Annotated in this window: 8 protein-coding genes; 5 read left to right on the plus strand and 3 right to left on the minus strand. The window is 49.9% G+C overall.

What is annotated here, in order from left to right:
• The first annotated feature begins 344 nt into the window (after window positions 1-344).
• Genes QZ310_RS02810 through QZ310_RS02820 form a run of 3 tightly spaced genes read left to right on the plus strand, consistent with a single transcriptional unit; the run spans window position 345 to window position 1,467 of the window.
• Window positions 345-773, plus strand: a complete 429-nt coding sequence (locus tag QZ310_RS02810; protein ID WP_297070156.1) for a DUF3791 domain-containing protein — start codon at window positions 345-347, stop codon at window positions 771-773.
• A complete protein-coding gene (locus QZ310_RS02815; RefSeq protein ID WP_297070158.1) occupies window positions 770-1,243 on the plus strand; it encodes a DUF3990 domain-containing protein in 474 nt (157 codons plus the stop codon). The genes QZ310_RS02810 and QZ310_RS02815 overlap by 4 nt, the downstream gene beginning before the upstream one ends.
• Window positions 1,240-1,467, plus strand: a complete 228-nt coding sequence (locus tag QZ310_RS02820) for a hypothetical protein (RefSeq protein WP_297070159.1) — start codon at window positions 1,240-1,242, stop codon at window positions 1,465-1,467. The genes QZ310_RS02815 and QZ310_RS02820 overlap by 4 nt, the downstream gene beginning before the upstream one ends.
• A gap of 622 nt (window positions 1,468-2,089) precedes the next feature.
• On the opposite strand, the gene QZ310_RS02825 is transcribed toward QZ310_RS02820, so the two are convergent.
• The 3 genes from QZ310_RS02825 to QZ310_RS02835 all read right to left on the minus strand — a co-directional run bounded on the left by QZ310_RS02825 (window position 2,090) and on the right by QZ310_RS02835 (window position 9,984).
• Window positions 2,090-3,856 carry a RagB/SusD family nutrient uptake outer membrane protein gene (locus QZ310_RS02825; RefSeq protein WP_297070161.1) on the minus strand — a complete coding sequence of 589 codons (1,767 nt, stop codon included), beginning with the start codon at window positions 3,854-3,856 and terminating at the stop codon, window positions 2,090-2,092.
• A gap of 35 nt (window positions 3,857-3,891) precedes the next feature.
• Window positions 3,892-6,951: a TonB-dependent receptor gene (locus QZ310_RS02830; RefSeq protein ID WP_297070163.1), complete on the minus strand. Its 3,060-nt coding sequence runs from the start codon at window positions 6,949-6,951 to the stop codon at window positions 3,892-3,894.
• A 270-nt stretch (window positions 6,952-7,221) separates the two neighbouring features.
• Window positions 7,222-9,984: a substrate-binding domain-containing protein gene (locus tag QZ310_RS02835; RefSeq protein ID WP_297070165.1), complete on the minus strand. Its 2,763-nt coding sequence runs from the start codon at window positions 9,982-9,984 to the stop codon at window positions 7,222-7,224.
• A 185-nt stretch (window positions 9,985-10,169) separates the two neighbouring features.
• Between QZ310_RS02835 and QZ310_RS02840 the strand changes: the two genes are divergently transcribed.
• On the plus strand, window positions 10,170-12,014 hold the full coding sequence (locus QZ310_RS02840; RefSeq protein WP_297070167.1) for a DUF4980 domain-containing protein: 1,845 nt from the start codon (window positions 10,170-10,172) through the stop codon (window positions 12,012-12,014).
• Window positions 12,015-12,064: 50 nt separating this feature from the next.
• Window positions 12,065-13,207: an MFS transporter gene (locus QZ310_RS02845; protein ID WP_297070169.1), complete on the plus strand. Its 1,143-nt coding sequence runs from the start codon at window positions 12,065-12,067 to the stop codon at window positions 13,205-13,207.
• Window positions 13,208-13,223: the final 16 nt, after the last annotated feature.

The raw sequence follows: 13,223 nt of genomic DNA on the forward strand, positions 1-13,223 counted from the left end.
AAATGGTATCCTTGACAACGATGTGGAGATGCAACGACCTATGAAAAGAACCATGAAGCAGGCGTGAAGAACACGGGTTGCCGATCGGAGTCGCGCGAGGTACAGCGACGTCCCCGGCGCATCCTCACGCGGCGTTGAGGCTACCGGTGTTTAGCCCGCTTTCACTATGCAGAGTGCGGTCAATGGGTGTCAGGCGCAGCCCGTCACCTTTTGACGGCACTCAACCCAGCACAGCCAAGCGTTGCATCTCCGCCTCGTTTCGCAGAGAGAAAAAGATAGAGCCATCGAACACTTAGTTTATCTAAATGTTTCTCAAATAAGAAACTTTTTATTATATTTGCACCATGAATACAAATTTCAAAAAAATAGGAGAATTGCTGTATCTGCGACGTAAAAGCAAGGGACTAACCCAAGATGAGGTAGGATCCATGATTGGTGTGCAGAAAGCTATGGTGTCGAAGGTGGAAAACGGATTATGTGTGAACTTCAACACAATCAGCCGGATTGCCGATGCTTTGGAGGTTGAGCCTGTCGTTGAGCTGAAACCTATAAAAAAAGCCGATAAGAATGTCATAGATTATATAATGACAGCCATAATCGAGTTTTCAAAAAGACACCGCCTGACAATCCGTGAGGCAAGCAATTACCTTAATCGCTTCAAAGGTATTGCTTTTCTGACCGAATTTTATGATGTGGAACATACGCTGTCGTTTAATGACTGTGTTGATGACCTTACAGTCGTCTGCCAAAATAATGGAGGTGCTATCAGATGATACTATACCACGGCTCAAACATGGCAATAGACAGGATTGACCTCGGAAAGTGTCGTCCTTACAAGGATTTCGGAAAAGGTTTCTATCTCACCGACATTCGGCATCAGGCTGAAAGGATGGCGGCAAGAACAGTAAAAATGTTCAAGGGTGTACCTACCTTGACAGCCTTTGAGTTTAATCTGGAAAAAGCTGTCACAATAGGGTTGAAGATAAAGATTTTCAATGCGCCTGACGAGGAGTGGGCGAGGTTTGTGATGTCCAACCGCGATATAAATGTTTCGCAGCCATGCCATGATTACGACATTGTGATAGGTCCGGTTGCTGATGATACGATTGCCCGTCTGCTCCGTATGTTTACTGAAAATTTCATCTCAGAGGAACAGCTTGTAAAGGAACTCACATTCTCGCAAGTAACCTCACAATACTTTTTCCACACGGAGGCAGCGATCAAAATGCTGAAGAAATTATGAAAGACCGCAACGCACGTTATTTATTTGAGGGCATATCTGCTGATGTTGTCCGCTATCTTGTGGAACGGGAAGGAATGGAATTGACGGACGCAATCTCGACTTTCCACAATTCAGAGACATTTTCCAAATTGGAGGACTTTTCCACAGGATTGTATATCGAAAGTCCGGCATACGTCTATGACTTACTGCTGTCGGAACTAAAGAATGGCCGTCTTGTGCCATAACCGGTATTATTCTACAAAATCAAAAGGTAACAATACAGGAGACAAGAGTTGAATATAAGGATATAAGCAGGAGTAAGTAGAGCATAAGTAGGAGTAAGTAAAGTACAAGTAAGCCTAAGTAACAGCCCAAATAACAGCCTCAGTTGTACCCTCGGTAATGAGGTGGCAACTGAATACATTTTTTAACGCCGGAAATAGCCGTAAATCAGACTATTATTGCTATCTTTGCGTTATAGATATACGAAGAACATTGAAATGTCCGGGTGTGCAAAAAGGGAACAGCCGTGATTTTTGGAAATTCTAAAGTATTGATAGACAAGATACTTAACCCCGCCGCAGATAAATCTCTCCGGGGTCACCACTAAGAAAGCCGATTTCTTGAAGAATCAAGAAATCGGCTTTCTCCCTTTTTATTGCCTGCAAAACTAAATAATGATATTTGTAATGAATGACGAATCTTATTAACGTATTTTTTTGGATGGTAGATGCTCCGTTTTTGAGCAACGTAAAAAATGAGAGGAGATGAGATTTCTTCAATCTATTCTCCTCTCATGTTACGAAAAAACGTCTGTTTTACCTTATGATGTCATGATGTCTCAGAGAAAACTTCTGCGGACTTTTGTCAGAATGCGGGATAGCCGGGATTCTGGGTATATTTGCCTAAGGAGAAGTTGTATTGGGCGACGGGGATAGGGAAGTATTCTTCACCGGAGTCAAAGGAGGCGTTCTGATAGTAGATGCGGGTGTCCTTCTCGGCGTTGAAGTAGGCTGTCATCACTTCTTTGGCTATTCCCCAACGGACGAGGTCAAAGTAACGTTCCCCTTCAAGGGCTTTTTCAAGGCGCATTTCTGTGCGTAGGGCCTGACGGGCATAGTCCTGATTCCAGCCTGCTACCGGATATAGGCCAATCTTATAATTGGCTGCATCCTTGGTGGGGTCGTTGAAGTCTTTGACGTATGGACTGTTCATGGCACGGCTGCGGATACGGTTGATGAGTGTGCGTGCCTCTTCGAGATTGTCGCCCCCGAGTTCGATGAGGGCTTCAGCTTTGTAGAGAAGAAGGTCGGCGTAGCGGATAATCTGCCAGTTGAGCTGTGAAGCTCCCCACGGCCAGCCCTGATACATGTCGGAGGATTCGGGCGACACCCAGAAACGTTTGGCACAGTTGTGGCCGTAGACACCGCGGTCGCGTACCCACGATTGACACGGTGTGGTCCGGTATGTCTTGTAGGTGATTGTCGGGCGCCCGGTGACGAAGTCGAGGCGCGGGTCGACGGTCGGTGTCGTGTTCGACAGTGTCTGCTGCTCGTCATTTATGAATGTTACTGTCGCATAATCGGGACGTGATTGATAGTCGAACACGGGCAGTCCGTTTTCATCAGTCTGATAGGCATTGATGAGGTCCTGCGATGGGAGGAAGAAGCCGTCGCCGTGATAGGGGCTGTTGCCACCGGGCGAGTTGAGGAGATTGCTCCAGTTGACGCGGCCTGCATCACCGGAGCCGTCGTTTATTGAATACTGGACGGCAAACACCGATTCGGGGCCATTTTCGTTGGCAATAAGGTCAAGGCCTTGGAAATCGGGAAGGAGATCGTAGCCATCGACGCGGTCAATGAGGTCGACGACCTCTTTCATGAGACCTTTGTTGATGCTGACCACCGCGTGGGTCTGTTCGTCCTGCTCGTATGCCTGATAGAGCTTTACTTTGGCTGCGTAGGCAAGCGCGATGTTGCGGTTTATGCGTCCGACCTCGCTCTGACGTTCGGGCAGATCCTCGGCGGCTTCGAGGAGTTCGGCTGCTATGCGGGCCAGGTGCTGGTCGCGGGTGTATTCATCGTTCGGCACGTTGACATAGTCGGTCTCGGGCATATTCTCATCCATATAAGGAATCTTATTGAACATGCGGACAAGTTCGAAATAAAAATGCGAGCGGAGAACCTTCATTTCAGCGATGCGTGAGGCTTTGACGGTCACTTCATTCTCATCTGCCTTGTTGAGGACACGGAGGGCGGCGTTGCAGCGTGATATCTGGCTGTAGAGGTTGAACCATTTTCCGTCGAGGTTGCCGTTGTTGGACTGTACCTGAAAGGTTTCCATTGCATGTACGTCCCAGAGGTCGCCTTCTCCGCCTCCACCTTTGTAGGCATTGTCCGCGCGGACCTCTCCGAAACTCCAGTTGGTGGTCGGGCGCACCCAGGGGTCGCCCTGTTCGTTTGTGAATCCGGTGAGGGAGGCGTAGGCAGAGTTCACGAGGAGGTCAATGGCTTCGGTTGAGTTCATCACTCCGTCCGAAAGGCTTCCCTGCGGTTTGTTTTCGAGAAAATCGTCGCTGCAGCTTGCAAGCATTGCAGTGAGGCTGAGTCCGAGAAATATATCGTGAAGTTTCATTGTGTCTTTGTTTTGTTGTGATTGTTCAATGGTTATTAGAATCCGAACTGGATACCGAAAGTGTACTGGCGTGGGAGAGCATAGGGATAGCCGAGACCTTCGGGGTCAGCGCCCGAGTAGTTGGTGACGGTGAAAAGATTCTGGGCCTGGAAGTAGATGCGTGCATTCGACATTCTCAGTTTGCTGCGGAGTTCCGCCGGAATAGAATAGCCGAAGGTGAGGGTCTTCATGCGCAGGAAGGAGCCGTTCTCGATATGGAATTCCGACACTTCATGTTCGTTGTTGTTATTGTCGGTTGTCGGAGCGGGAGTGTCGCAGTCATACACTCCTGTCTCAAGGAAGCGGTCGTATGCCTTGGCTGCTTCGAGCAGACGGGTGCCGTGGTTGCCGTTCCAGCACTGGAACAGGTCAGTGTAGTATTTCGAATTGTTGAAGGCATCGCGGATGATGGAGGTGAAGAACATGCTGAGGTCAAAGCCCTTCCAGTTTGCTCCGAGATTGAGGCCGAACTGAGCCTTGGGAAGATCGCATCCCAACCATGTGCGGTCATTGTAGTTGATTTTGCCATCACCGTCTGCATCGACATATTTCACGCGACCTACAGCCGGATGACCGAATTCGACCTGATATTTCTGACAGTATTCGTCAACCTCTGCTTGAGTGTGGAACACGCCATCGGTCTTGAAGCCCATCCAAGAGCCGAGCGATTGCCCGACGAGAGAGTGACCTGCATAACCGCCGCCGTAGGAATAATAGATGTCGTCGAGGAGATCTGTCACCTTATTCTTTGAAACCGTGAAGTTGAAGCCGATGTCATAGCTGAAATCCTTGTTCACATTGGAGCGCCAGTTGATCTGGCCTTCGAAACCTTTGTTGGTCATCTCGCCGCCGTTGTACCAGCAGTAGCCTCCTTCACCTATGGTTGCGATGTAGGGCTTTTCGACGAGCATGTCCTTTGTCTCCTTGTAGAAATAGTCAAGTGATACGTTGAGGCGGTTATTGAAGAAACCTGCATCGACACCGAAGTTGGTCTGATAGGTCTTTTCCCATTTCAGGTCGGGGTTGGTGGTGCGTATGCGGAAAGCTCCGGGTGAGAGGGTCACGCCATCGCCGCTCATATTGTAGGAGCCGCGGTCGAGGCTCATGAGATACTTGGCATAGAAGGCTTCATTGTCGATAAGGTCATTGCCGTTGATACCCCACGAACCACGGATTTTCAGGTCGGAAAGCCATGAGCGGGTGCTCTCCATGAACTTTTCCTGCGATATGCGCCATCCTGCCGAAACGGATGGGAACCAGTCATAGTTGTGGTCCTTTGAGAGTCGTGAGGAAGCATCGCGGCGGATGGTAAAGGAGAGGAGATACTTGTTGTCGTAGGTGTAATTGAGTTTGCCGAAACCTGAGAACATCGAATAGTTCGAAGCGCCTGCCCCAACGTTTTTGTTTGCGGTGACATTTCCGAGATAGAGGTAATTGGGGTCCTCGATGGTCAGGCTCGTACCATAGCCGAAGAAGCTTTCATTGTGATATTTCTTTGATTCAACACCCGCGAGAGCCATGATGGAGTTCTTACCGAAGTCGATGTTGTATTGGGCGGTGTTTGTCCATACCCAATCCACATTCTTGGCGGTCGACTGTGTGAGTTTGTTCACATCGTCGCGGAGCCATTTGGGTTCGAATGTCTTGTTGGTCTCATTATAGTAGTTGATACCGAAGTTTGTCTTGAGGATAAGGTTCTTCACCGGTTCAATCTGGAGATATGCGTTTCCGAACACTCGCCAATATTCATGCTTGTTGCCCTTGTTGTTCTCGATGAGACGCATCATGTTAGGTGCATCGCCGAGCACATCGTTGATCTGGTCGACATAGACACCCGATTCATCATAGATGGCTTTTGCGGGATGCTGCTTGACGGCATTTTCCTCCGCTCCGTCGGGCATATAGTGTGCCTTCCACCAGTTGACGGCCACATTGCCGCCGGCTCTCAGACGGTTGTCAAGATAGCCGTAGTCGGAACTGAAACGGGTGTTGACACGTTGGAAATCCGAACCCTTCACGATACCGTCATGGTCAAGCCAACTGAGTGAGAGTGACGACGAACCGTTTTCCGAGCCCTTGGAGAGGCCGATGCTGTAGGTTTGCATGAGGGCTGTGCGGTGAATCTCCTTTTCCCAGTCGGTTGACTGCGGAAGCACATCCACACCGTTGAGGTTCTTGTAGGTCTGAAGCTGAGGAGTGGCTCCGTTTCCGTAGATTGCCGATGAAGGAGTGGCTCCGTTGTGGGCATATTTGTAGGCCGACCAATACACATCCCCCCACTGATAGGCATCGAGAAGGTCAAGACCGCTGTTGTAGGTCTGTAAAGTGAGGGTTGCGTCAAAAGTCACCTTGGCCTCCCCGGATTTCGCACGTTTGGTGGTGATGATGATGACACCGTTGGCTGCCTGCGCACCATAGATGGAGGCGGAAGCCGCATCCTTCAGGACCTGGATGGATTCGACGTCATTACTGTTGATGATCGTACCGGGATTCTCGCGGGTCATGACTCCGTCGATTACATAGAGCGGACCATTGGCATCGCCACGGAACGATGATGCGCCACGGATGGATGTGCCGGTGCTCAAACCGCCGGGAGTACCGTCGGTGGTCACGGTCATGCCTGCCACACGGCCCTGGAGCGACTGGATGACGTTGCCGGTCGGAGTGTCGGCCACATCTTTCATCCTCACCACCGATACCGAGCCGGTGAGGTCGGACTTCTTTTCGGATGAGTAACCGACAACGACTACTTCATCGAGAAGTTCGGTGTCTTCCTCAAGCATGACAGTGAGCTCGGGGGCTGCTTTTACTGTTTGTGTCTTATAACCGACGTAGGAGATTATGAGTTTTGATCCCTCCGGGACATTGATAGTGAATTTTCCGTCAATGTCAGTGGCCGCTCCGTTGGCGCTTTTGATGTCTGACATTACACTTGCCCCGATCAGAGGTTCGTCATCGGTCTTTGAATAGACCGTTCCATGCACAGTGATGTTCTGTGCCTGTGCGCCTATCACTGCAAGAAGTAGAAATAAGGCATGAAGGATAGTTCTTTTCATGATTATAGTTTTTGGTTTATTGTTCATGCCACAAAATTACCTCCTTGCTGATACGCAGTGTATTAGTTATGTTGCGCAGGCTATCAAAATTTATTCATGTACCGATTTTTGGAAGACTATGCAACAAATTTGGGAGGCCATACAGGCAGGGCGACATGAACTTTTATAATTTGGCCACGGAGGGCGTTTGGTTACTATTGATGTTTTATGTTGTTTGTTGCTGTCGGGCGGATGCGGCCGCTCCGACAGCAACGTGGGCGGTGTGAGGTTTTATCGGTTGAGGCGTTCGCGTATCTCTGACGGAGTCTCGTTGTAACGGTCCTTGTAGCATTTGCCAAAATAGGCAGGAGTGGTGAAGCCCACTTCGTAGGCTATTTCCGAAACGCTCTTTTCGGTTGTCGAAAGCAGCGTTCGCGCTTTGGCCAGACGCATGTTCCTGAGCAGTTCGACCGGAGAGTAGTTTGTCAGTGCCTTTATCTTCCTGTAGAACTGGCTGCGTCCGAGTCCCATTTTCCCGGCTATGCCGTCGACACTCAGTTCCTGATTCGACATCTCGCTTTCAACGATTTTGCAGAAGCGAGTGTAGAACTCGCTGTCGATGTCGCTGACACCGTTTTCGCTGACCGTGGGGAGAGCGGATGTATCCCGCGCTGCATTCCTGACATCCGCAGCCATCGCAGGCCAAAGAGATTTTATGCGCCGACGGTTCTCGATGAGCGACCGGCATCGTGCAAGAAGCACTTCGGCATTGAAGGGTTTTGACAGGTAGGCATCCGCGCCACACTCATAGCCCTGGATACGTTGCTCGTCCATCGAACATGCGGTCAGCATGAGGACAGGAATATGTGATGTGGATTGTTCGTTTTTCAATCTCCGGCAGCACTCCAAACCGTCCATCACCGGCATCATCACATCGCAGATGATGAGGTCGGGGACATATTTTGCCGCAAGTTTCAGCCCCTTGCTGCCGTCGGGGGCTGTCAGCACGACGTAATCATCCTTCAGCAAGGTGCTGACGAGTGAACGGATGTCGGGATTGTCGTCAATTACGAGGACTGTCGTTTTATCTTCTCCGATGTGTTCGGGTGGATTCTCTACCTCCTCAAGTTCAAGTCTGACGTCGCTTGCTGTAATCCGCGACTGTGTGTCTTGGGGTTGTGAATCCACATGTCTTATTGGAAGGGTCACGGTGAACACCGACCCTTTACCTTCGATGCTGTCGGCTGTGATGGTTCCGCCGTGGAGTTCGATGAATGCTTTGGCAAGTGAGAGCCCTATGCCTGAGCCATTGGGATGGATTTTGTCAACCTGGAAGAAACGTTCGAAAATGTGTGATAGGTCCTCGGCGCTGATTCCCTTTCCGGTATCACTGACACTGATGTTGATTCTGTCATCCACCAACTTCATCGCCACCCCTATGCTGCCGTTATGACGGGTATATTTGAAGGCGTTGGAGATGATGTTGAACATCACTCGCTCGACCTTCTCGACATCTATGGCCGTGTGTATGCCCTCGTCGGGAATGTCGGTTGTGAAATTGATGTCGCGGCTGACGGCGATGTTCCTGAACGACTCGCACCACTCGCTCAGAAGCGGTGCAAGCTCGACTTCTGTCAGATTCAGGTCAAGTTTTCCGTTTTCATATTTCCGGAAGTCCAGAATCTGATTGATCAGACGCATCAGAATCTTCACGTTTTTGTTGGCGAGACGTGCCATTGTCTTCTGGGTAGAGGTAAGGTTGTCGGCATTGGCAAGCTGTTCGACAGGTCCGGCAATCAATGTCAGAGGTGTGCGGAGGTCATGCGAGACATTCGTGAAGAACATGAGTTTTGACTGTGTGGCTTCATTCAGTTGTTGGTTGAGGGCCATCACTCGGTCACGCTGTTCTTCAAGAGCCTTGTTCTGCTCTGCGAGGTGCATCTGATGCTGTTTCCTTACCCAGAAAGCTCTAAGCATGGCAAATATAAGGATGAAGAGCAGTGTGACGATTGCTATTGCCGCGTAAAGCAGGGTTGACTGGACGGAATGCTTTGTCCAATAGTCGTCAACCCGTTCTTTGAGCCATGAGATTTTTGCGGTCTCTTCCTTGAGTTGGTCATTCTGCAGGAGAAGTATCTCGGCATTCGAGGCATCGACTATCGGTGGGGCGCTCAGCATACGTCTGCGCTCGTATGGTCTGCCTTCGAGGATTGCCATTGCCGTGCGGATGAGCTCATATCCGTCGGTCGGATATAGGAATGTCGCGTCAATCAGGCCTTCTTTCACTGCTTTTATGCCAATCTGCGGGGCGGCATCAATGCCGATGACCTTTATATCCTCGCGACCGATGGAATTGGCAACCTTAGCGGCAGCGATGGCCATGCGGTCATTGTGGGCGTAGATGAGATTGGTCTGCGGATAGAGTTTCAGAAGAGAGTCAGTGACCACTGACGCATCGGGGCCGTTCCAGTTTCCGTGGGCTCTTCCAACGACAGTCATATCCGGGCGCGTGTCGACAATCTCGTTGAATCCCTTGTGGCGGTCATCAGCCGGGGTTGAACCTTCGAGACCCATGATTTCAAGAATGTAGCAATGTCCGGTGGCGAGATTTCCTGCCAGTTCTCCTGCGGCGCGCCCGATGGCACTGTTGTCTGAGCCTTGGTAGGCAGTGTAGCTGTCGCCGTGGATGTTTCGGTCAAAGAGGAGCACCGGGATTCCCGCTTCATAGACCTCTTTAATTATAGGTGTAAGGGCATCGGCTTCGTTTGGAGCTGCGATTATGATGTCGAAACCGTTGTCGGCGAAATAGCGTATGTCGGCAATCTGTTTCTCATTGCTGTCATCGGCGGAGCGGATTTCAACAATGGCATTGTCGTGAAAAATCATTTCGCGGTTGATTTCCTCGTTCATCTTTGTGCGCCAGTCGTCATCGCTGCATTGCGAGACACCGATGCGGTAGACCTTTGTTTCCTTGCAAGAGCTCAGGCCTCCGGCAAGAAATGAAAGTAAGAAAAGGGATAGGAACGATGTGATGAATCTATGGATTTTTTGCATAATCATGGCATAGAATTTGAATCGGTTCCACAAATATAGTGGTTTTTCATAGCACATTTGTTGTGTAATGTATTAAAAATTAACGGAAACGACATTTTTGATATACTATGCAACATAAATTATACCGTAGCATGAATATAAACAGTAGCTTTGCAATGTCACAACCGAAAATCAACACGACAGTCATGAAATACTTCAATCATTTATCAACCACTCTTCTTGCAGGGATGTTAGGCATAATGTCAATGAACGCTGCTGAAGGAATAGAAATCAATCATCTCGGAACCAACAACACGCTTGTCCGCGTGAGCGACGATGCACGCTATCTGCTTCTGCCGGTCGAGGAGAGTGTGGATGACGCTACGGTCAACGTCCTACTCAACGGAAGGCCGGAGACTACCATATATGTTAGACTCGCACGCAACAAGGTGGACTACTATGTCCCCTTCGACATTTCGCGTTACAAAGACAGTGAAGTTGTCTTGAACATCGTCACGGCGCAGGGCAGGTCGTCGGTGCGTGAGGCTAAGGATGACGCCTGTTGGAAAACCATCAAGCTAAGCGATGATTTTGATACGTCCAATGTCGAGAAGTTTCGGCCCGCATTTCACCATACGCCGCTCTACGGATGGATGAACGATCCGAACGGCATGTTCTACAAGGACGGTACATGGCACCTATATTATCAATACAATCCATACGGCTCTAAATGGCAGAACATGACGTGGGGACATTCATCATCGAGAGATCTTGTCAACTGGGAGCACCATCCCAATGCCATCGAGCCTGACGGCCTCGGAGCAGTGTTCAGTGGCAGTTGCATTGTCGACAAGGCCAACACGGCCGGTTTCGGTAAGGATGAGGTCATTGCACTCTACACTTCGGCAGGGATGAGCCAGATGCAGAGTCTCGCACACAGTAGCGACAACGGCGCCAACTTCAATGTCTATCCCGGCAACCCGATTATCACTCTTGAAAGTGAGGCAAGAGACCCGAATATGTTCTGGAATGAGGAGACAAAGGAATGGAACCTTCTCCTTGCTCATGCCCTCGACCATGAGATGCTGGTGTTCACATCGCCTGACCTGAAGACATGGACTCTGCAGAGTGCCTTCGGCAAGGGAATCGGTGCGCAGGACGGAGTGTGGGAATGTCCGGATCTGCTGCAGCTTCCGGTCAACGGAACCGATGAGAAGAAATGGGCCCTCATCTGCAATCTCAATCCCGGTGGACCGTTCGGAGGCAGTGCGACTCAATATTTCGTAGGTGATTTTGACGGAAAGACATTCACGGTCGACACTCCGGAGTCAGGTGTGGTCCCCACAAAGTGGATGGACTATGGAAAGGATCACTACGCTACCGTTTCGTGGAGCAATGCTCCGGATGACCGTAAGGTTGTCATCGGATGGATGAGCAACTGGCAGTATGCGGCAGAGGTTCCGACCAGACAGTTCAGAAGCGCCAACACTCTTCCACGCGATGTCTCCCTCTTCAAGGGAAATGACGGTGAATACTATATGAGCGTCTTACCATCCCCGGAAGTTGATGCTCTCCGTGACAAGAAGGTCACAGCCATTAAATCCAAAGGAATATCTAAAAAGGGGCTGAGCGTTTCGCTCCCGAAAGCCAATGATGGAATCTGCGAGATTGATTTCAGACTGAATTCCCCGAAGGGACAGCCGGTCACTGTGACTCTTTCAAATGCTGCCGGCGAACATGTCGATATGGTTTTTAATCCTTCTGACCATACATTCAGTTTTGACCGCACTCAGAGTGGTCTGTCGGATTTCAGTCAGGATTTCCCCGCAAAGGTGAAGGCGCCGACGTTGCGCGAGAGCACTTCGCAGTCCATCCGTATGTTCATTGACCGTTCAAGCATAGAGGTTTTTGACGGTGAAGGAAACTTCGCTCTTACCAACCTCGTGTTCCCGACCAGTCCTTATTCGACAATGACTTTTTCAACAGGCGCAGGAAAAGCCACGCTCAATTCACTCGAAATTTACACCATCACTCCATCAACCAATAACTAATCCTGACCATGAATCAATCACAATCTTTAAATCTCGGGCGCAAAAGCACAATGTTGCAGATAATACCCGTGATACTCTGCTTTTTCGCGATGGGTTTTGTCGACCTCGTCGGAACAGCATCCAACTATGTCCAGAAAGACCTTGGTCTCACCGACTCACAGGCCAATCTCTTCCCCTCGCTCGTGTTTTTCTGGTTCCTGATTTTCTCGGTTCCGACCGGAATTCTGATGAACAGGATAGGACGTAAGCGCACGGTTCTCATCAGTCTTGTCGTGACGGCCTTGTCACTTTTTATTCCTATGTTTGGTGACAGCTACTATTTCATGCTCATATCATTCTCATTGCTCGGAATAGGAAATGCCATCATGCAGACATCGCTCAATCCTCTTGTGAGCAATCTGATTGCTCCCGACAGGCTTGCTTCAACCCTTACGTTCGGACAGTTCGTGAAGGCAATCGCATCGTTCCTCGCGCCTATCCTCGCCGCATGGGGTGCAACTTCTGCGGTAATCACCTTCGGTCTCGGTTGGCGTGTGCTGTTCCCGATCTATGCTGTCGTCAGCGTACTTTCAATATCCATGCTTGCCGCAACTCCGATCCGGGAGGAGCGTCCCGACAAAGCTTCAGGTTTCGGAGCATCGGTAAAGTTGCTCGGCAGACCATTCATCCTCCTTTGCTTTATCGGCATCATGTGTCATGTCGGGATTGATGTCGGCACCAACACCACAGCTCCTAAAATCATTATGGAGCGTCTTGGCCTCCCTCTGGAGGAGGCAGGTTTCGCTACGGGAATATACTTCATTTTCCGCACGGTCGGCAGCTTCCTCGGGGCTTTCATTCTCAGAAAAGTATCCTCCAAGTCATTCTTTGCGCTCAGCGTCGTCATGATGCTCGCAGCCATGGCAATTCTGTTTGTGTCCGAGTCCATCAATGTCATCTATGTTGCCATCGCATTCATCGGCTTCGGCAATTCCAATATTTTCCCCATCATCTTCTCGCAGGCTCTCAACAATACTCCCAAAGAGCAGAATGAGGTTTCGGGCCTTATGATAATGGGCCTTTTCGGAGGCACTGTCTTCCCCCTTGCCATGGGGTATGCAAGCGACTTCCTCGGCGGACAGTTCGGCGCTGTAGGGGTAATGACCATAGGCGTGCTCTATCTTCTTGTCTACACTCTCAAAATCAAAAAATAATCCAACTTACCAATCA

This window comes from uncultured Duncaniella sp., from assembly GCF_910577345.1.
Taxonomy (GTDB): Bacteria; Bacteroidota; Bacteroidia; order Bacteroidales; family Muribaculaceae; genus Duncaniella.

Bases quoted from the DNA above. Each gene is read 5' to 3' on its own strand.
- QZ310_RS02810 (WP_297070156.1), top strand. From the start codon at position 345: ATGAATACAAATTTCAAAAAAATAGGAGAATTGCTGTATCTGCGACGT.
- QZ310_RS02845 (WP_297070169.1), top strand. From the start codon at position 12,065: ATGTTGCAGATAATACCCGTGATACTCTGCTTTTTCGCGATGGGTTTT.
- QZ310_RS02840 (WP_297070167.1), top strand. From the start codon at position 10,170: ATGAAATACTTCAATCATTTATCAACCACTCTTCTTGCAGGGATGTTA.
- QZ310_RS02815 (WP_297070158.1), top strand. From the start codon at position 770: ATGATACTATACCACGGCTCAAACATGGCAATAGACAGGATTGACCTC.
- QZ310_RS02830 (WP_297070163.1), bottom strand. From the start codon at position 6,951: ATGAAAAGAACTATCCTTCATGCCTTATTTCTACTTCTTGCAGTGATA.
- QZ310_RS02835 (WP_297070165.1), bottom strand. From the start codon at position 9,984: ATGCAAAAAATCCATAGATTCATCACATCGTTCCTATCCCTTTTCTTA.
- QZ310_RS02825 (WP_297070161.1), bottom strand. From the start codon at position 3,856: ATGAAACTTCACGATATATTTCTCGGACTCAGCCTCACTGCAATGCTT.
- QZ310_RS02820 (WP_297070159.1), top strand. From the start codon at position 1,240: ATGAAAGACCGCAACGCACGTTATTTATTTGAGGGCATATCTGCTGAT.